Origin of the sequence: Marinomonas hwangdonensis (genome assembly GCF_003721245.1) — a bacterium.
Taxonomy (GTDB): Bacteria; Pseudomonadota; Gammaproteobacteria; order Pseudomonadales; family Marinomonadaceae; genus Marinomonas; species Marinomonas hwangdonensis.
Genome location: NZ_RIZG01000006.1, coordinates 37,122 through 56,364, shown reverse-complemented (window position 1 = coordinate 56,364; position 19,243 = coordinate 37,122). Strand labels below are relative to the sequence as shown.

Genomic DNA, 19,243 nt, shown 5'->3' with positions numbered 1-19,243 from the left:
AGACGTTAATAGCCTGCTTTTTATTGGTTGGTACATGTGTCTAGCTACGTTTCATTCACGATTTACGACGCTACGTATCCGATCTTGGATCAAAGAAGCCAGTTTGTCCGGTTGAAATTTTGACAAGAAATCGTCACAGCCTACCTTTTGCACCATGGCTTTGTTAAAGCTGCCACTTAAAGAAGTATGTAGCACAATATAAAGATCTTTTAAGCGTGGATCTTCACGTACCTCGCGAGTCAAGCGATAGCCATCCATTTCCGGCATTTCAGCGTCCGTGATCATCATCAAGAGTTTTTCAGGAACCACTTCACCGTCTGCGGCCCATTTTTTCAATTTCTCTAGACCACGCTTACCGTCTGTTGCTGTATGCACGGTAATGCCAAGATAATCTAACGTAGACCGGCACTGAGCCAGACCCACAGAAGAGTCGTCAACGACTAAAACCTCAAGCCCTTTTGCCAATTGAAGTAGATCTTTATCAATGATGTCATCGCTCACTGTACTGTCGTAAGGCGATATTTCAGCGAGCACTTTTTCAACATCAATGATCTCAACAATTCGATCATTGACACGAGTGATCGCTGTTAAATAATGTTGACGGCCCGTGCCATCCGGCGGTGGTAAAATCTCATTCCAGTTCATATTAATGATACGGTCAACTTCACCAACCATGAAGCCTTGAACGGTATTATTGTATTCTGTCACTATTAGGTTGCACGGCTGAGAGCGATCAATCGGCTTCATACCTATGGCTTCTGACAAATCAATAACAGGAACCGTTCGCCCTCTAAAATGCGTCACACCAGCGACTGACGGGTGTCTATGCGGCATAAGATTCAATTTTGGCAGCATAACCACCTCTTGAACCTTAAACACGTTTATGGCAAACATTTGCATTCTGCCAAGACGAAACATGAGCAGTTCTAGGCGGTTTTCACCCACTAACTTGGTTCTCTGATCTACAGCGTCTAACATGCTTGCCATACGGTACTCCGAACTATTTATAATTAAGGCTTAAATCCATTATAACCATGATATTGTATTCAGCTAAACGATACAGTAATTTTTTATATAAAACGCTATGTAGCAGGGTTAAAAATGAGTCAAACCGATGTGTTCTTTTGTCGCAGAGCCGTTGTAAACCATAACATTGAGACAAAGGCTTACCATTTTTTACTGCTTAATGATGCATTTTGTGGCGATGCCTCCCACTATTTGGGGCCTTTTCTGTTTGATGTTGACATCAAATCGGTGGCAGAAAACAACATTATCTTTGTGCGTGGCGCGGTAAATGAACTTTCCTCCTTGCCCGCTCGCAATACAGAAAAAATTGTGATTTTTCTCGAAACGCCTATCTTTTCAGATAATGAACTTGATGTATTACTTGACGCGCGTTTACAAGGTTACCAATTTGGCATCATTAACCCTGATCCAAGAACCTTCTCCGTTGATTGGTTAAGTGCTTTTAACTATGTGCTTTTTACGCTAGAAAATCACGCCATTGAAGAGTTAGTGCAACGGGTAAAACATCCCTTGATTGCGTCAAAATGCCTCTGGATAAATGGCATCCAACACGCTGAGCAATTTAATCTGTTTAAAGACGTTATATCGAATGGACTTTTCAGCGGGGACTTCATCAAAAAAAGTACCGCCGTAAAAGGAAAGAGAATACTGACATACAAAGTCATATTGATTGAGTTGCTGGCGATGCTGAATGACAATCAGTCCTCTCCTAAATTACTTGCCCAATCCATTGAACGCGATCCAACACTGACTTATCGATTAATTAAGCTCACACGATCCGCGTTTTACTATAGCCAATTTAATGTTGCTAATGCACAGCGAGCCATCGAAATTATTGGCATACGAGATTTAATTAAATGGGTTAGCCTAGCGATGTTAACCAGCGTGCCCGGCAAACCAGACTGTTTGTTTTCCATGGCGCTTTCAAGAGCCTGTTTTTGCGAAGAAGTATCTGACACATTGTTTCCAAAACTAGAGGGGGCTTTTTTAGTGGGATTGTTTTCGTATTTACCCAGCTTTCTGGATGAAACGTTACCCCTATTGTTAGAAGAACTGCCTCTAGAGGAAAATATGAAAATGGCATTATTGCATTATAAAGGACACCTTGGCAGTGTATTAAAAATGGTTGAAGCTTATGAAGCGGGCCGATGGGAAAAGCTACCATTCGACAAATTAAGCCAAGCCGGTATGGACGAGCAAAAATTCAGAGACTTGTACGTGAAAAGTTTAAGCAAGGCAAAAAAAATGGGGATTTCATGATAGATATTGGCGTCAACATAAATCACACGATATTTCTTGATAACCTAGAGCAAACCTTTGCAGAGATGCAAGCAACGGGGGTTAAGGGGATGATTTGTATCGCATCGGATTACAACGAAAGCCAACAAATACAAGCACTAAGTCAATATTATCCAACTATGTGGAACACGTTAGGCTGCCATCCTCATCAAGCTAAAACATGGGATAGCTTGAGCAAAGAGCGCTTTTCAGCCCTAATCGCTAATTCGAAACCTGTCGCGATCGGAGAAACCGGTCTTGATTTTAACCGTAACTATTCAACGTCCGAAGAGCAACTTTATACTTTTCATCAACAAATCGAATTAGCGTTGGAGCATCAACTGCCATTATACCTTCACGAGCGAGATGCACATAAAGACATGATTGCCATTCTAAAACAACACCCTGAGTTGGCCAGTAAGTCTGTTATACATTGCTTTACAGGTAGTAGAGCGGAGTTGGACAATTACCTAGCACTCGGTTTGTTTATTGGTATAACGGGGTGGGTGTGTGACGAACGACGTGGTGAAGATTTGCAAGCCTCAGTTCCTCACATTCCATTAGATAAGCTATTATTGGAAACCGATGCCCCATTTCTTCTACCAAGAAACATCCGCCCTCGCCCGAAAAAAAACCACCCAAAATATTTACCTTGGGTAGCAGAAGAAGTCGCTAAATTACAGGGCATATCGTTGGACGTTTTGATTCAAGCCACCATCAAGAATACTGAAACGGCTTTTGGTATTCGAGTTTGAAATGACGAGCCACTATGAGGCACTAAAGTAAAGAAAATTGCTGCGACAGTAGATTTGCCATACTCGTTTTAAAAATAGGCAACAAGCTGTCCGCAATAGGCTCGATTTGTTTTTCAATGTAATGTTCGTAATCTAAATCAACCAGATCTTTTTCGCTCTCATAGGGCACCACACCAGAGCGTTGATATATGTACTGGACTCGCTTTCGACCTTTGTTGTATTCCAACGGCAATCCTTGCTCTGCTCTTTTTTGATCAATCATGGCTGCGGCTCTTACATGGGGCGGTGTATTTTTACTGTAAGAAGAAAGAGGTCGGCTCAGTTGTTTGCTATAAACCAACTGGTTGTCATATTTACCTGATCTAAGCTTGGCAATGGTTTCTTCTACGAACGCTACAGGATTTTCATCATTAAAGATTTTTTCAAATAAGGTGCGCTGAAATTGTCGAGCCAAGGGCGTCCAATCCGTGCGGGCAGCCTCAAGTCCTTTAAAGACCATCTCTCCAGCCGATTTCCCCGCATAACGCTTTTTACTGCCTTCTTCTTGGCCTCGTATGGTGGGCATAAAAAAGCGCTCATAGACACGCTCAAATTCCAATTCTAAATGCGAGTCTAACTGAGCATACTCTTGACACCATAGAGACAAGCATGCGTTGATTTGCTCACACAGTAGCTTCCCATGTTGGTGAGGATCTTCCTGATCGTTATTCAGTGTGACAAACAAAGAATCCGTATCGCCATAAATCACCTTGGCTCCACGCTCTTCCATCCACACTTGGGTCTTAGCTAGTAATTCATGGCCACGCATCGTGATCGAGCTCGCTAATTCGGCGTGATAAAAACGGCACACATTGGACCCCAATACACCATAAAATGAATTCATGATGATTTTAATGGCGTAACTTAAAATGCTGTTTGAGGATTGTTTTGCGCCTTCTCTTGCTTGAGCAAGCTCACTGACTAATTCAGGTAAAATAGCGGATTGACGATGAAAGTGCGCCCCCAAATACCCCGGAACGAGAGGCACAGCTGAGATTGAATCATTGTCTAGATGCGTGGGCAAATGCTGAGCTGTTTCCTGCTTAGCAACTTCTTGTTTAGCAATAATGCGCGCCAAAGGATCCACATGAAAGGTACGAATGATGCTGGGATACAAGCTTTTAAAGTCAAATACCAAAACATTTTTATAAAGCCCCGGGATAGATGACATGACGAAACCGCCTGGACTGGCCACAAACTCTTCGTCACTCCAAGCTGGAGCGACCCAGCCAGAAGTATGTAACCTAGGCAAATACAGATTTTCGAACGCGGCCACCGCCCCGCCCGTTTGCTCAAATGGAATACCGGTCAAATCGACGCGTGTTTGTTGCAACTCGATGAGTTTCAAGGCATCAAAAATGCGCAGAACAAGGTCGCAGTCTTGGAGGTTATAAGCGACAAAAGCGTCTAAATCTTCTTTGTGAAGTCGCTCAATTTCTTGCCAACGCTCACCACCTTGCAGTAATTTACCATCGTCAAGAATCTCTTTGCTGACATTATTGAGACTGTAGGACTCAAAGTGATAACCTCCCACCTTTAATAGAGTAATGCCATCCAACGCCACTCTGCCAGGAATACTCGCAAAATATTTACCTTGATTGTCGGAAGAGCGAATGTTCCAGCTTTCGCCATTAACGCCAAAGGCAGGACGTATTCCTAACGCTTGGCATCGTTGATCAATAAAGTGCAAATCAAACCCGATTAAATTCCAGCCGATAAAAATGTCTGGAGAATGTTTTTTTACATAGCGAATAAATGCCAATAATAAGCTTTTCTCATCAGGAAAACGCTCAACGACAGTCGATGTAGCGACTTGATCTGTCACGACAAAGGCCACCCGTTGATCGGCCGCGGTGATACCAATAGACAGCAAGGTATTTGTGGAGACGGATGTCTCTATATCCAGTGACCATACGGTCCAAGCAGGATGCCAGTCACCAGCGATTACCCGAGCCTCACGAAACACTTGCCCACTGGCATCAGGAATACCAATAAATCGTACCGAACCACGAATTTTTCGCTCCATCAAATAACGATTGTGCGCTTTGATGTCTTCTTCAAACACAGGAAAGCCCTTTTGTTTGACGAAGTGAAGCATTTGTTGGTGGAGTGCAAGACTCTTGGATTGCACAAGAACGACAGGCTTATGAGCAAAAGATAGAAACGAGGATTCCATGCACTGTACGCCAGCCACATGCTGGGGCAAGTCGCTGAGTGTTGCTTCTGTGAAAAAAACACAAAGCTGCCGATCAGGGACAACCTTGACTGTCCCCTCAGCGGTTTTTACAAAAAGACTCATTTCTATCTGGCCGCCCACGTCACGCGTGTGGCGGCTCACAATGTAACCGTGTTTTTCTACATACATGCTATGTCACATTTCGCTACTATGAATCAGTCACTATCAGAACAGCATTGACCAAACATTGCGACATTTATAAGTCACGAAGCAAGTGCATAGGCGGAACATTAAGGACTTTTCGACTAGCCAATAATCCGATACTGGTGATGACGCCAATACCAATAGCGGGTCCAAACAACCAAAGAGACGGGTGGAAACTCGGGGCTGAATTGAACACAAACACTTGCAGTCCAAGCAAACAAGCTTCTGCGCCTAATGCGGCAATTAAGCCTGCAAAAAAACCCAACGCCCCAAATTCAACCAATAAGGCTTGGCGAACGAGTGCACTTTTCGCCCCCAAAACACGCAACAATGCGCCCTCTTCTAATCTCTCTTCTAACGTCGAGCGCACACTGGCTAATAAAACCAGAGCGCCAGCACTGAGAATACAAAAAAGCACCAACTGAATCGCTTTCGACAATTGGCCTATGATGGTTTGAATTTGTCGCAATACATCTCCAACATTGAGAATAGACACCGTTGGGAATTGCGCCATGGATTTGTAAAAGGGTTGCGCGGATGTTTCGTCAATAAATAAGCTGCTGACGAAGTTAGCAGGATAGTCCTGCAATACGCTCCTTGGCAGAATTAAATAGAAATTTGGCTGCATGGATCCCCAATCAACGGTGCGAATAGACGTAATTGGCAGCGTAACGAGATTCCCCCCAATGTTGATCGACAATTCATCGCCCAGCGTTAGATTGGCCTCTTTGGCTGCTTCTTGCTCTACAGACAAGCCTTCAGCCGAAAAATTCCCAGAAACAAGCGTATTTCCCTGTCCTATGGTATCAGACCAAGTCAAATTCAATTCACGTTCATACAGTTCAGGCTCCCCTCTTTCATCTGGGTACAAATCTTGAACAGATTCGTTGTTTACCGAAACAACTCGGCCACGAACCATAGGGTACCAATCTGATCTGGGAACATTGAGAGCGTCGGTTGCGCTATTGATTGACTCGATTTGATTGGCCTGCACATTAAACAAATAATGGTTTGGCGCGTCTTCTGGCAATTGCTGTTGCCAATCCGCAATCAGATTTGATTTAATGCCAATCAAAATCAAGGTCAGCATAATAATTAACGTAAATACAAGCAGCTGAAATAGATTAGGAACCAAGCGTCGGTATAAAGACGCCAGACCAATCTGCCAGCCACTGGTCGCGCCGGACGTCAAAGAGCGGCCCAGTTTAAAGGCCAGCCACCCGATACCTGCGACAAAAAGCGCAATCCCAGCAATGGCGATTGTCATTATGGTTGGTAATAAAAAGCCATTGGTATAAATGCACATCAATCCATAAATACCCATAAAGCCAACGACATAAATGAGCGCGGAATTTAGCTCGACCCGCGCATTAGGCTGCAAAACGGACAAAGGCGATATTTTAATGAGGTGTGACATGAGTGGCAAACAAAACACCAGCATGGAAATCAAGCCGGTCGCTGCCCCAAGCCATAAACGAATTACTGACGGCTCAGGTAATCCTGTTGACATAAGCCCTGAAAGAATCGAAGCAATAACTTCTTGAATTCCCCAGCCAATAGCCAAACCCAAAACAGATCCCACTATAAATAACACAGCGAGCTGCTGGAAAAACACCTTGCCTAGCAACTTAGGTGTCGCACCTAATGTCTTTAATATGGCCACTTGCATTAAATGACGCTTTACAAATCGAGCTGAGGCTAATGCCATGGCCACCCCAGCCATAACCACAGCCAAAGTGCCCGCCAGTAACAAAAAGGACTCTGCCCGGCCAATTGTGTCACCAATACGTTCACCACGTTGAACCGGGGTTCGCCAGCGCTGACTGTCATTAAATTGTGGTGTCACCCAATTTTCATATTCATCTAATGCCGCTTTGTCACCAGCCAGTAAAAGTGAATATCGAACGCGACTGCCCGGAATAATAACGTTTGTGGCTGCCACATCGGCCATGTTCATTACGGCGCGAGGTGAAATAGCAAAAGCGGAAGTACTTGAACCAGGGTCACGAACTAAGAGCTTAGCAATAGTCAATGATGTATCGCCTACTTCAACTTGATCGCCAATATCCACATTTAGCAAGCTGGCCAACCGCGATGACACCCAGACTTCACCCGGTTGTGGAATGTCGATTGTGTTATATCCGGTACCAAACAGGCTGTCATCGACTAAAAAACGGCCGCGCAAAGGATACGCGTCGGTGACTGCGCTCAATTGAGACAGCTGCAGAGCATCATTCGCAAACATCATAGTAGTGAACGATGTACGCTCAGCGTATTGTAAATTCAGATCCGTGGCCTTGGTAACCCAGTCTTTTGAAATCTCATCATCTGACCTTACTAGTCGGTCCGCTGCCAGTAAAGTTGCGGATTCTTTTTCAAAAGATAATTGCAGACGATCGATAAACAAACCAATCGAAGTGACTGTGCTCACTGAAATAATTAATGCAAGCAAAAGAGTAAGCAGATCTCCGCTTCGAAGATCTCTCAGCATTAAGCGAAACGTAAAGCTCATAGGGATTTTTCCGTTAATTGACCTGCGGACATGACCAACTGGCGATCACACATCTTAGCGAGTTCGTTGTCGTGCGTTACCATGACTAACGTAGTGCCTTGTGACCGATTAAGATCAAACAGTAGCTGGATAATTAATTTGCCATTTTCCTCGTCTAGATTCCCTGTCGGTTCATCAGCAAAAAGTATTTTAGGGTTAGAAGCAAACGCTCTGGCAATCGCTACACGCTGTTGTTCTCCGCCTGACAGTTGGCGTGGGTAGTGAGTAAGACGATGAGATAAACCAACTTTCTCAAGCAAGGCTTCTGCCTTGACACGTGCATCCTTATCGCCTTTTAACTCTGCGGGTAACATGACGTTTTCAATAGCTTGTAAACTGGGTAGAAGATGAAATGATTGAAACACAAAGCCGACATGTTCACCTCGAATCAGGGCTCTTTTTTCTTCAGACTGCCCAGAAAAAGGCTGATCATAAACCAAAATGTCGCCAGAAGTGTTAACATCAAGACCCGCGAGCAAACCTAAAAGGGTAGATTTTCCTGAACCGGATGACCCCACGATAGCAACGGACTCACTTTCCTTGATTTCCATATTGATTCCTTTCAATATGGTTAAATTCCCTGTATTCGAAGTCACGGTATGCGTTAAATTAGTTACTTTGATCGCGGTGTTACTGGTCATAATACATTACTCTAAAGGTTTAATATGTTTGTAAAAAGACTCGTTAAAAAAGTGTGCGTCATTTTCACATTGTCCGTTATCGGCTCTTTGGCTACCGCTTCTACCTTATTGGTCATGGGCGATAGCCTGAGTGCGGCTTACAACTTACGACAACAAGATGGTTGGGTTAGTTTACTCGAAACTCAACTTTCACAATCACACCCAGATATAAAGGTGGTCAATGCCAGCGTTAGCGGTGAAACAACGCAAGGCGGCTTATCGAGATTTCAAGCTTTGCTCAATACACACCAACCAAGTTGGGTAATACTAGAACTTGGCGCTAATGATGCTTTACGTGGTTACCCTCTTTCACAGACCACTTTAAATTTGGAAACCATGGTTGAGCAAGCTCAACAAGCTGACGCTCTTGTCTTACTGGTTGGCAATCAGATCCCCCAAAACTACGGTAAACGCTACACGCAAATGTTTTTTGATTTGTACAAGGATATTGCAAGCAAATACGCGTTAGCGTATCTGCCATTCATGCTAGAAGGCGTCGCGCTTAACAACGCGCTAATGCAAGACGATGGATTACATCCAAACAAAGATGGCCAACCTGTCATACTTGAGAACATCCTGCCACACTTGTTGCCATTACTGGAAAAGAATAAATAGACAATAATAAGGAATAAATATGAAGGCCGTTTTTTTAGACAGAGGCTCTTTTCCCCATCACATTCGCATTGAGCTGCCACTCGCCGCGAAAGATGTTGTCATGTTTGACAATACTTCGGAAGACCAAGTTGCTCAACGCATTCAAGGCGCCGATATTGTTTTGACCAATAAAGTGGTTATTAACGCAGGCGCTATTGCCGCGTCTAATCAATTGAAACTGATTCAAGTGATGGCAACAGGCACCAATAATGTCGATGCAGAAGCATGTTCACGGAAGGGTATTCTTGTGCAAAACGTGACAGATTATTCGACTATCAGCGTGCCAGAGCACACTTTTGCTATGTTGTTGGCTTTAAGACGTAATTTGGTTGCGTATCTAGAGGATGTTAAAGCAGGTAAATGGGCGTCTTCTGAATATTTTTGCTTTTTAGATTATCCAATTAAAGACCTAGCTGGGTCCACCTTTGTTATTTTAGGAGGTGGCACATTAGGCAAAAAAGTCGCAGCGATCGCCCTCGCTTTTGGTATGAAAGTGGTGTTCGCAGAAAGAAAAAGCGCTAGTGATATCAGACCAGGTTATGTGGAGTTTGATTCGGCTCTTAAAATCGCTGACATTGTCAGCATTCATTGTCCTTTAACGCCCGATACGAAAAATCTAATCAGTGGAAATGAATTCGACTTAATGAAGCCGAGTACTGTTCTATTAAATATGAGTCGCGGTGGAATTGTTGATGAGTTAGCCCTTAAAGGGGCGCTTGAGAATGGTCACATTGCGGGTGCTGCGTTTGATGTCGCCCTTCAAGAACCCATGCCAATGAATAGCCCACTTCAATCATTATGCCAACGTCCTAACTTCCTACTCACACCTCATGTGGCATGGGCCAGCAACGAAGCCATGCAAACCTTAGTGGACATTGCGATGGACAAGATCGCTATTTTTGTTGATAAGTCACACTGATGTTAGAGATTTTATACCAAGATGAACACCTCATAGCTGTGAACAAGCCAGCGGGCTTATTGGTTCATAGAACACATCTTGCCAAAGATGAGGAAGATGCCGTGGTACAAAGGCTTAGGGATCAAACAGGGCGATGGGTGTTCCCTGTACATCGCCTAGACAGAGGCACATCAGGGGTGCTTATCATGGCTTTTACGCCTGATATCGCAAGACAACTTTCAACGCAATTTGCACAGTCGGAAACGCTAAAAACCTACCACTGTTTAGTAAGAGGTTTTTGTGACGCATCCGGCCTAATCGATTACCCTCTCGCTAAACTAAACGAACAAAAAGGTCGTTCTCGATTCAAGATTGAAGGAACGGAAAAAGACGCCCAAACAGGCTTTATAACGCAGCAGCGCTTTCAACTTCCCGTCCCTGTTAGTCGCTATAACGTCATGCGGCTTAGCTGGGTCAAAGTTACCCCTAAACAAGGGAGAAAGCATCAGATTAGGCGACATTTTAAACATCACTTAAACCCATTAGTGGGTGATTCCTGTTACGGTTGCAGACATGTAAACAAGGTTGCCAAAACCATGTGGCCAAATGACTTTCGTTTAATGCTTCACGCATCCAGTTTGTATTTCACTCATCCTGTTAGCCAAAAAAAAATGACGATACAAGCTGAACTGGGTGAACAACTATTAAATATATTAAGTCAATTGGAACCCTTTAAAGTTAACGAAACTGAACAATCCAACTCTCCGTTCGCAGACCATTGATAGACAAGACAGTCATGTACTTGGTTGTTTAAATTCATGGCTTGTGATTGCCTCTCATGTAAGGTGAAGCCACAAGCCACGAGAACGCGTTTGGAAGCAATATTATGGTCGGTGATATGAGCGTGAACCTTTTTAACACCTTGGCTCGCCCAAACAATCAGCAGGTGTTTTAACGCGTGTTTAGCAATGCCCTTATTGCAAAAAGCTTTGGACACCTTGTACGTAATTTCTACTGTTTCTTGAAGGTTATCTAAAAATTGAACACTAACCCGGCCAATCAAAACCGCATTAGACAAAAACACCAAGTAGTGTTGTGTTGCTAAGGGTCGAGTTAAACTCTGCTTGATAAACAAATCGATTTTTTGTCTATGCGGTAAATAAGGTAAGAACCGACTGAACCAGCCACGATTACGAAACTCAAACAGCATCAGTTGCTTGATATCCCCTTCCCTTGCCAGACGAATCGATAGGTATTTCTCCATAATAGAAACCCACTCAAGTCATTAACGGCATCACTTTAGTGCAGTATTCCGGCAGCTGCTAGAAAAATCCTTGTTTGTCGCTGTTGAATTTACCATTAAGTGGTAATATTTAGAGTTTTCGTCGTCAGCCATTCACAATGAGAACACCGTTATGAAAGATCGCAATATTGTCTATTCAACTGATCAAGGCAGGCTTTGCCCAAGCTGTGAGCAATCTATTGTAAATTGCCAGTGTAAAAGCCAAGTCAGCCCTGTTGGGAATGGTAAGGTTTTGATAACACTAGAGACAAAAGGTCGTAAAGGAAAAGGGGTGACGGTTATAACAGGACTGCCGATAACGGAAGACGCTTTAAAAATACTAGGCAAAAAACTCAAAACTCAATGTGGAACGGGTGGCGCTGTCAAAGCAGGTCAAATCGAAATACAGGGTGATAACCGACTGAAAGTAAAAGAATTACTCGAAAAAGAAGGATTTTCTAGTAAATTGTCTGGTAGATAATAGCTATTCGTTATCGTTAGCCATATTATCTTACGCCTAAGCTCACAACCTAATTTGTATTACGGACAAACGAAATGGGAGGTCTTTGTCTAATAAGCTGTAACAGAAGAGGTTTCAATGTTTCAAAAGGGTATTAAACAAGCCAATCAGCGGATGCGCTCAGCGATCCCGCTTATGCTTAAGCTCAACATACCGCCAACACCTGAAAACTATGGGATCTGGTATGAATATGCATCAAACAGTACCCCAAAGCTTAACCAAATAGTCGACAAGGCAATACGCAGATTCGGTAGCTTGCCCTCCTTTGTTTCATCTGATTTGTACCGCGAATTTTTACTTCCTGTAGAAGCAAAAAAAGCCAAAAGCCATAATCAAACACTCACTACTCTTTCTTCCACGCTAGGTTCAGACACTCAAACAGCGTTAACACAATTAACAGCATTCAGCACCAAGTTAACTCAGGTCAGCGCTGAGCTGAAACAGGAACCAGACAATGGTCAGCTAGAACAACTGACTGTCATGCTTGAACAGAGCGCTTTGGAGACAAATACAGTCATTAAGCAATACAGTCAGCATCTGCTGGAGGTTCAAAAAGAGCTGGCTACATTAAAAGTCGCTTTATCAAAATCAAGCGGCAAAAAATCCGATGAGACAGACTTGCTGACCTCACTCGCTAATGTGAAAGGCTTCGAACGCTACTTGTTTGCCTTCAATCAGAAAGCAGAAGATGATTTGAGCTTATTATTAATTGATATTGATGATTTGGCTGGAATAAACAAGGAATACGGCGAGAAAGCTGGAGCCGCATTAATACGTTACGTGGGCAAACTTTTACAAGCTAAATTACCTCCGCACTGTGTACTAGCTCGGATCGAAGGTGGCCGCTTTGCCGCGTTACTTAAAGAAACTGAGCTGAGTGATGCGACCTCGCTAGCTAATCAATTACAAGATCATGTCGCTTCGCAGAAAATTCGCTATAAAAATACCCAAACACTATTGCGACAAGTGACCGTAACTATCGGCGTAGTAACCGTAGTGGGTAGCGAAAGTCCAAAACAGTTAATTGAGCGCGCTCAAAAAAGTTTAAACAAGTCAAAGCGTTGTAGAAAAAATACCGTATCTCATTATGAATAACGGAATTTGTCCTCTCATTCGCGAATAAAAAGGAAAGTTTCTCTGATGGAATCTGACACACTAAGACATCGTATTTATTTTGATGTTCGAGATTATGAATGTGACATGCAAGGTATTGTCAACAATGCGGTTTATCAAAATTACTTAGAACACGCTCGACACCAGTTCATTAAAGACCGAGGCCTAGATTTTGCTGCCATTACACAGCAAGGCATTCATCTCGTATTGATGAAAGCCGAACTTGAATACAAGGGGTCACTTAGAAGTGGTGACGCCTTTTACATTGACATTCAGGTTGAACGCCTATCCCGTCTGAAATTGGTATTTCACCAACAAGTGTATCGCAGTGTTGACAACCGTTTGATGCTCAACGCAAACATGACAGTCACATCAACGAACAAAGAAGGTCGCCCTGTGGTATTTGAACAGGCAGACGTTTTGCTGGATAAGTAAATCGTGCATAATGCGCGTACAACATTAATCCAATTTGATCACATGGATGTTTATCCTCGACCATGAGCTTAATAGACGACTATCAGCTGTTAGAAATCCCTACCACAGCGACTGAGCAAGAAGCCAAAGCTGCCTTCAAGCGTCTTGCAAGACGCTATCATCCTGATAAAAACCCTCATACTGACACCACGGCTTTGTTTCAACGTCTTCAGCAAGCTCATGAAAATGTGACAAGCGCCATTCGTCAAAGTGCTATTGTTCAGGATTGGAAGCCGTTCACCTTTACTAAAGAAAACACGCAGAGCTCAGGCGCTAAAAATCGGTATAGGCATACATCATCTGCGTCAGACCAGGATCAAGAAGCCTTTGTTAAAGAGCGTCAGCGCGCCTACGAAGAAATGAAACGCAATAATGCACAACATGAAAAAGCACGCAATGACGCCATTCAAGCGGCAAGAAACAGCCTGAATGAAAAGCGAGTAAAGGCGCTTTATGAGGAGGCTTACAAGGCGTCTCGAGAGTTTTCATCAGATGGGTTTCATGAGGAAAAGACCGTCGACGATAGTAGGGATATCCCCCCCTATGACTCTTTTGATTATGATGATGCTCAACCAGCAGAAACTCATACCCAGTCTCGCTCCCGTTTCTTGCGCAATAAGGCAGGAAAGACGCTATTACAAGCCAGCCTCTGTCTGTCCTTTTTTGCAGCGGGAATGGTCACGGCACAATTCTGGCCATCTTTGATACAAAGAACCGGGCCGCAAAACGAAGCCGCGACCTACGTTAGTGGCTTGTATCCTCAATTTAGAGTGGGCAATGGACACACATTGATGGAAACGAGTCTTTACGCAGAACCAACCGCGAGTAGTAACCTACTCGAAGTGATGCCTGCACAAGCTGACTTGCAGGGAGTCAAACTCCAAGGCGATTGGCTAACCGTGCGATATCAAGGTATCAGTGGTTGGGTTCAAGCAAAAGACATTGGTTTCGGCAACCATCAACAAGCCCAACAAACAGGATGTGTTGGACACCCAGGTATCGCACCGAAGCACGGTGAACTACTCGGTGAAGCACAAGGCAAGAGTCGGCTAAGAATATTAAATCAGCTTCCAACTCATAGTATTTTAAGGTTTGAGTCTTACGATGGGAAAGCCCCCTTCTCCATCTACTTACACCCTAAACGTGCTTATGCTGCCAATTACATTCCCTACGGAAATTACCGAATGGTGTTGATGACGGGTTCCCTGTATCATCAAACCTGTAACCAGTTTGTCTTTAATAGAACGCACAAAATCATTTTAGACAAGGCCGATTTTGCTAGCACTGAGCAAACCCTTTCGCTCACGCCTTAACCGCCCAACGGCATTTTACAGACGGCCTATTAATCCTCAAACCAATAACCTTCAACCCACTAACTCTGAGTACTTTACGTCCCATGCTAAGTAATATTCGAATTGTTCTTATTAATACCTTTCACCCTGGTAATATTGGCGCGATCGCTCGTGCTATGAAAAATATGGGGCTAACGAACTTGTATCTGGTAGAGCCTAACGATTACCCATCGGATGAAGCCACCAGCCGCGCGGCAGGTGCTGTTGATCTACTTGAAAATGCCACTATCGTTCCTACCTTGGAAGAAGCCATCGCTGACTGTAGCCTTGTCATTGGCACAAGCGCTCGTCATCGTACGTTTCAACTTCCTATCATGAATGCCCGTGAATGCGCCGAAAGTGTTATTCCAGAAGCGGTGGATCATAATGTTGCTATCGTTTTTGGCCGAGAGACAACTGGTTTATTAAACGACGAAATCGCTCAATGTCATCGCCAAGTCTATATCGACGCCAACGACGAATATCCAGTGTTGAATATTTCACAAGCGGTACAAATCGTCGCCTATGAAATATGGATGGCAAACCAGAATAAAGAAAACTACAAAAAAGAAACGCCTGAATACCCGCATAAGAAAGACATGGATCTTTTCTACGAACATTTAGAAGAAACACTGTTTGGTATCAACTTCATCATCCGTAGCCATCCAGGCAAGGTTCTAGATAAGTTACATCGTTTCTTTAATCGCTCTCGTCCTGAGAAACAAGAACTAGGGATTTTACGCGGCGTATTGGCTGCGGTACAACGCGAAGCTGGACTGACAGAAGCAAACAATCATCCAGAGAAAAAAGCCAAAGACGCAATGAAAGAAGCGGCTAAAAAAGAGTAAGTAAGCTCTTTCTTATACTTTATTTTCTAAACAAAAATGCAGCCAATTGGCTGCATTTTTTTACAAGACGTTGGAAGAATTACTTCTCAGCACGACCTGCAAACTTACGCTCTTCTACATTGACCTTGATACGGTCACCAGTAGAAATATGCTCTGGCACTTGAATCACAGCACCAGTCGACAATTTAGCTGGCTTGTTACGAGAGGTAGCAGAAGCACCCTTAATAGAAGGGTCAGTCTCTACGACTTCTAGCTCTACGTTGGTTGGTAGCTCTAATGCCACAGGTGCTTCGTTGACCAAAACAACTTGAATGCCTTGAGTCGATTCGTTAATAAACAAAATTTCTTCTTCAATGGCCTTTCTGTTTAGGCTGTATGGTGTGTAATCTTCATCATCCATAAAGACAAATTCATCTCCGTCTGAGTAAGAAAACATAACAGGGCGGCGCACTAGGTCTGCAAGATCTACCATGTCTGAATCTTTGAAAGTTTCGTCCAACTTGCGACCAGATACGACGTCATACATACGCATGCGATAAAGGCTTCCACCAGCGCGTCCTTGTGGGACTGAACGCTCAATATCTTTTATGATATAGGTTTTACCGTCATAGCTAATCGCCGTATTTTTTTTAATTTCACTCGCCTTTGGCATTTTTGTTTGTCCTAACAAGAGATTGATATAATAAATAAAGAAGGATTTATTTATTGCCGTTTCGACGGAGCAAATCCTAATGCAAATTCGCAAAACGCGCTAGATAGCAAACATGGATTAATGACATATAAATCACTCATTTGCTTTCATATGAGAACTTAAAATAACCTGATAAATGGGGTATAGAACGTCCGCCCCCAAAATCTTAGCGCGCTCAGGGGACCAACCGACCACATCATCTGGCAAATTCTGATTGTCCTTAAATGGCATTTCTAAGGTAAAAGACAAACAGCGATAGGTTTCCCCTACCCACTTAGTAGCCACAGTCAAATTGGCTTCGCCAAACTGGTCAGGCTGATAACCGATTTCAGACTGAAAATCAGGACTCACGGCCACAAAAGTTTCTTTAAACAAGGATTCCATCGCGGCCATACGATCATCGAAAGAAGGGACACCTTGGCAGCCATCGACAAAATTGACAGGCAATGCTTCGTCACCATGAATATCCAGAAACATATCGACGCCCGTTTCTGCCATTTTTCTCTGTACAGCTAATACTTCAGGGCTAAATTCTGCCGTAGGATTTTTCCATTCGCGATTCAAATTGACACCTTTAGAATTGACTCGTAAATTACCCAATACAGCGCCATCAGGGTTCATATTGGGCACTATGTAAAAACGACATTGGTCTAGTAAAGAACGAGCAATCGGATGAGACTCATCAAATAAACGCTCTAGCAAGCCCTCGATAAACCATTCTGCCATGGTTTCGCCAGGGTGTTGACGAGCAATAATCCAAATGTTTTTTGCTAAACCTTGTGTCTTACTGACTTCCAACAAGGTGATATCTCGTCCTTCGGCCGTTTCACCCAAGTGATCGGTTATACAGTCCTCATGACTGGCGGCCCAAGCAATCATGTCCAAATGACGTTCGTAGCTGTAAGGCGCAAAGTACGCGTAATAAACACTGTCTTGTTCTGGTTGATGAGTAATCACCAGTTTGCCATCTACATAGTCTGTCGGTACGCGGAACCAATACTCTCTATCGTAAGAGGCTACCGCTTGATAATCGACCCAACCATCTGGGTAAGCAGCATCGCTGGCATTTTCAAAATGGATAACACATTGCTCACCCATTCCGCCTTGTAATCGAAAATAAAACCACTGCAAAAATTTAGAGTTTGTATCATTAGGGATCTTTACTCTAATATTGTCCGGCTCCGAAGCATTAATAACGGAGATGTTACCGCCATCAAACGCACTACTGATCTTGATTCGGCTGGTCATTTACTCTTCCTTAACAATCAAACATTGGTTCTAAATTATGGCAAGTTTACCTATATTCATGACGGCTGTCGCCAACTCTTCCGACGAGCCATCCTTCCCATTACTTTTCACCTGGTCTACTCACGAAGCACAAGTAAAAGAAGTGCTGGTAATTCCCGACGACGAGTGGCTGGAAAACCATCGTATCGAGCCTAACGCACACGACCTTGATGAACAACAACTCTATGAATTTGGCTTTGAAGCCAGCGATATTTTAGCAGAGTGGATAAATGAGTTTGATACCGACGTGATTTACGCTCTTGAACCAGAATCTCTTAGTCTTTTAGTTGAAGCCACTTACGACATAAAAGGCTTAGAGCCTAGCTTCGAAGTACAAAGTATTCACTCATGGTTTCAAGACCGTGACGTTGACCTAGACGACGCCGTAGCGGAACAAGGTCAAACAACGCCTTTACATCTATTACCACCCGATGAACTGGTCATTCTGCTTCTACAAATTGCGGTAGAACATGGACTTATCGACCCCAGTGACATTCCGGCTGTAGAAAATTAATCATATTAGGGAATATCCACCAGAGCCACTGGCTATTCAACATCCACCGACTTAGATGCCCAAAGAACCATTAGCTCTTATGTAAAAGGGGTAATGGTTCAGCTAATAGCTTTTCTACAATGAAGCTAACGTATGCGTGAATAAACTACGAATACCATTCACGAGCATCTGGACTGACATCATTAGCAACAACATGCCCATCAATCGCTCTAGCGCTGCTAAGCCTTTTTCTTTCAACACTCGGTTCAACAACGGAGCCATTGCCAAAATGACCACGGAAGTACCCCATGCCGCACTAACAGAGATCAGCAGGTCTTGTTGATCATTTGGGTAGCTTTTAACCATCACCAACAAGGTCGCCAAAGTGGATGGTCCTGCCAACATGGGAATAGAAATTGGCACAATAAAAGGCTCCATCACAGGCCCCGCATCTTTCGCATAAGGTGAAGGAAAAATCATCTTCAACGCAATCACGAACAACACCACGCCACCAGCAATCGAAATGGATTCCGTTTCCAAATGCAACAGTGCCAAAAACTCGGCACCGAAGAACAAGAAGCACACCAAAATAATCAAACCGATCAAACCATCGCGCACCACGATTTGATATTGACGTTTCTGAGGAACGCCCTTCATCACAGATAACAAAATAGGAATATTACCGAACGGATCGATAACGAACAAAAACAATAAGGTGGCAGATAAAATAGAAAACTCAGCGCTCATTAGGTACTCGGATTAACATTACTGGAAATTGCGGGCGCGTAGTTTAACGCATTACAACTTATGGTGATAGCCGATCACCAAAACCTTCTTTCCATCACATAATTAGTCAGCTCCTGACCACGCACAGAAATTTTCTGCTCATTCATAACAGTAAACCCAAAGTGCTCATAGAAAGGCCTAGCGGTAATACTCACAT

20 protein-coding genes are annotated in these 19,243 nt (G+C 43.5%); 11 read left to right on the top strand and 9 right to left on the bottom strand.

The window, feature by feature from the left end; genetic code table 11:
• Nucleotides 1-51: 51 nt before the first annotated feature.
• Complete coding sequence (locus EBI00_RS10850) at nucleotides 52-987, bottom strand: chemotaxis protein CheV (protein WP_123095956.1); 936 nt, start codon at nucleotides 985-987, stop codon at nucleotides 52-54.
• A gap of 114 nt (nucleotides 988-1,101) precedes the next feature.
• On the opposite strand from EBI00_RS10850, the gene EBI00_RS10845 reads away from it, so the two are divergent.
• Both EBI00_RS10845 and EBI00_RS10840 read left to right on the top strand, forming a co-directional pair.
• Nucleotides 1,102-2,286: an EAL and HDOD domain-containing protein gene (locus EBI00_RS10845; protein ID WP_123095955.1), complete on the top strand. Its 1,185-nt coding sequence runs from the start codon at nucleotides 1,102-1,104 to the stop codon at nucleotides 2,284-2,286.
• The gene (locus tag EBI00_RS10840; protein WP_123095954.1) at nucleotides 2,283-3,059 is read left to right on the top strand and encodes a TatD family hydrolase; all 777 of its coding nucleotides are present in this window, start codon (nucleotides 2,283-2,285) and stop codon (nucleotides 3,057-3,059) included. The genes EBI00_RS10845 and EBI00_RS10840 overlap by 4 nt, the downstream gene beginning before the upstream one ends.
• Before the next feature lie 22 nt (nucleotides 3,060-3,081).
• Here EBI00_RS10840 and EBI00_RS10835 read toward each other — a convergent pair whose 3' ends face one another.
• The 3 genes from EBI00_RS10835 to EBI00_RS10825 form a co-directional block, all read right to left on the bottom strand.
• On the bottom strand, nucleotides 3,082-5,436 hold the full coding sequence (locus tag EBI00_RS10835; protein WP_241557017.1) for a DNA polymerase II: 2,355 nt from the start codon (nucleotides 5,434-5,436) through the stop codon (nucleotides 3,082-3,084).
• A gap of 94 nt (nucleotides 5,437-5,530) precedes the next feature.
• Nucleotides 5,531-7,990: an ABC transporter permease gene (locus tag EBI00_RS10830; RefSeq protein ID WP_123095952.1), complete on the bottom strand. Its 2,460-nt coding sequence runs from the start codon at nucleotides 7,988-7,990 to the stop codon at nucleotides 5,531-5,533.
• The gene (locus EBI00_RS10825) at nucleotides 7,987-8,670 is read right to left on the bottom strand and encodes an ABC transporter ATP-binding protein (protein ID WP_123095951.1); all 684 of its coding nucleotides are present in this window, start codon (nucleotides 8,668-8,670) and stop codon (nucleotides 7,987-7,989) included. Before EBI00_RS10825 ends, EBI00_RS10830 begins: the two co-directional genes overlap by 4 nt.
• Before the next feature lie 24 nt (nucleotides 8,671-8,694).
• Here EBI00_RS10825 and EBI00_RS10820 point away from each other — a divergent pair, with 24 nt between their 5' ends.
• From EBI00_RS10820 to EBI00_RS10810, 3 genes are read left to right on the top strand one after another with little or no spacing between them, the layout of a single operon-like run.
• A complete protein-coding gene (locus EBI00_RS10820) occupies nucleotides 8,695-9,324 on the top strand; it encodes an arylesterase (RefSeq protein ID WP_123095950.1) in 630 nt (209 codons plus the stop codon).
• A 19-nt stretch (nucleotides 9,325-9,343) separates the two neighbouring features.
• A complete protein-coding gene (locus tag EBI00_RS10815) occupies nucleotides 9,344-10,282 on the top strand; it encodes a D-2-hydroxyacid dehydrogenase (protein WP_123095949.1) in 939 nt (312 codons plus the stop codon).
• The gene (locus tag EBI00_RS10810; protein ID WP_241557016.1) at nucleotides 10,282-11,043 is read left to right on the top strand and encodes a pseudouridine synthase; all 762 of its coding nucleotides are present in this window, start codon (nucleotides 10,282-10,284) and stop codon (nucleotides 11,041-11,043) included. Before EBI00_RS10815 ends, EBI00_RS10810 begins: the two co-directional genes overlap by 1 nt.
• Here the strand turns inward: EBI00_RS10810 and EBI00_RS10805 are convergent.
• On the bottom strand, nucleotides 10,980-11,525 hold the full coding sequence (locus tag EBI00_RS10805; RefSeq protein WP_123095947.1) for a GNAT family N-acetyltransferase: 546 nt from the start codon (nucleotides 11,523-11,525) through the stop codon (nucleotides 10,980-10,982). The genes EBI00_RS10810 and EBI00_RS10805 overlap by 64 nt on opposite strands.
• Before the next feature lie 151 nt (nucleotides 11,526-11,676).
• Between EBI00_RS10805 and EBI00_RS10800 the strand changes: the two genes are divergently transcribed.
• The 5 genes from EBI00_RS10800 (at nucleotide 11,677) to trmJ (ending at nucleotide 15,829) form a co-directional block, all read left to right on the top strand.
• A complete protein-coding gene (locus EBI00_RS10800) occupies nucleotides 11,677-12,024 on the top strand; it encodes an SUI1 family translation initiation factor (RefSeq protein WP_123095946.1) in 348 nt (115 codons plus the stop codon).
• 117 nt (nucleotides 12,025-12,141) lie between these two features.
• Nucleotides 12,142-13,158, top strand: a complete 1,017-nt coding sequence (locus tag EBI00_RS10795) for a GGDEF domain-containing protein (RefSeq protein WP_123095945.1) — start codon at nucleotides 12,142-12,144, stop codon at nucleotides 13,156-13,158.
• A 45-nt stretch (nucleotides 13,159-13,203) separates the two neighbouring features.
• Nucleotides 13,204-13,611: an acyl-CoA thioesterase gene (locus tag EBI00_RS10790; protein WP_123095944.1), complete on the top strand. Its 408-nt coding sequence runs from the start codon at nucleotides 13,204-13,206 to the stop codon at nucleotides 13,609-13,611.
• 62 nt (nucleotides 13,612-13,673) lie between these two features.
• Nucleotides 13,674-14,963, top strand: a complete 1,290-nt coding sequence (locus tag EBI00_RS10785) for a J domain-containing protein (protein ID WP_123095943.1) — start codon at nucleotides 13,674-13,676, stop codon at nucleotides 14,961-14,963.
• Nucleotides 14,964-15,046: 83 nt separating this feature from the next.
• Entirely contained in the window at nucleotides 15,047-15,829 is a 783-nt protein-coding gene (gene trmJ, locus EBI00_RS10780; protein ID WP_123095942.1) for a tRNA (cytosine(32)/uridine(32)-2'-O)-methyltransferase TrmJ, read from the top strand.
• 79 nt (nucleotides 15,830-15,908) lie between these two features.
• Here the strand turns inward: trmJ and efpL are convergent, their stop codons facing one another.
• The gene (efpL, locus tag EBI00_RS10775) at nucleotides 15,909-16,481 is read right to left on the bottom strand and encodes an elongation factor P-like protein EfpL (protein WP_123095941.1); all 573 of its coding nucleotides are present in this window, start codon (nucleotides 16,479-16,481) and stop codon (nucleotides 15,909-15,911) included.
• 132 nt (nucleotides 16,482-16,613) lie between these two features.
• On the bottom strand, nucleotides 16,614-17,768 hold the full coding sequence (locus EBI00_RS10770; RefSeq protein ID WP_123095940.1) for a M14 family metallopeptidase: 1,155 nt from the start codon (nucleotides 17,766-17,768) through the stop codon (nucleotides 16,614-16,616).
• A 37-nt stretch (nucleotides 17,769-17,805) separates the two neighbouring features.
• Here EBI00_RS10770 and EBI00_RS10765 point away from each other — a divergent pair, with 37 nt between their 5' ends.
• Nucleotides 17,806-18,321, top strand: coding sequence for a hypothetical protein (locus EBI00_RS10765; RefSeq protein WP_123095939.1), 516 nt, complete (start codon nucleotides 17,806-17,808; stop codon nucleotides 18,319-18,321).
• A 114-nt stretch (nucleotides 18,322-18,435) separates the two neighbouring features.
• Here the strand turns inward: EBI00_RS10765 and EBI00_RS10760 are convergent, their stop codons facing one another.
• The gene (locus EBI00_RS10760) at nucleotides 18,436-19,047 is read right to left on the bottom strand and encodes a MarC family protein (protein ID WP_123095938.1); all 612 of its coding nucleotides are present in this window, start codon (nucleotides 19,045-19,047) and stop codon (nucleotides 18,436-18,438) included.
• A gap of 74 nt (nucleotides 19,048-19,121) precedes the next feature.
• The gene (locus EBI00_RS16315; RefSeq protein ID WP_479680898.1) at nucleotides 19,122-19,241 is read right to left on the bottom strand and encodes a hypothetical protein; all 120 of its coding nucleotides are present in this window, start codon (nucleotides 19,239-19,241) and stop codon (nucleotides 19,122-19,124) included.
• Between the last annotated feature and the right edge of the window lie 2 nt (nucleotides 19,242-19,243).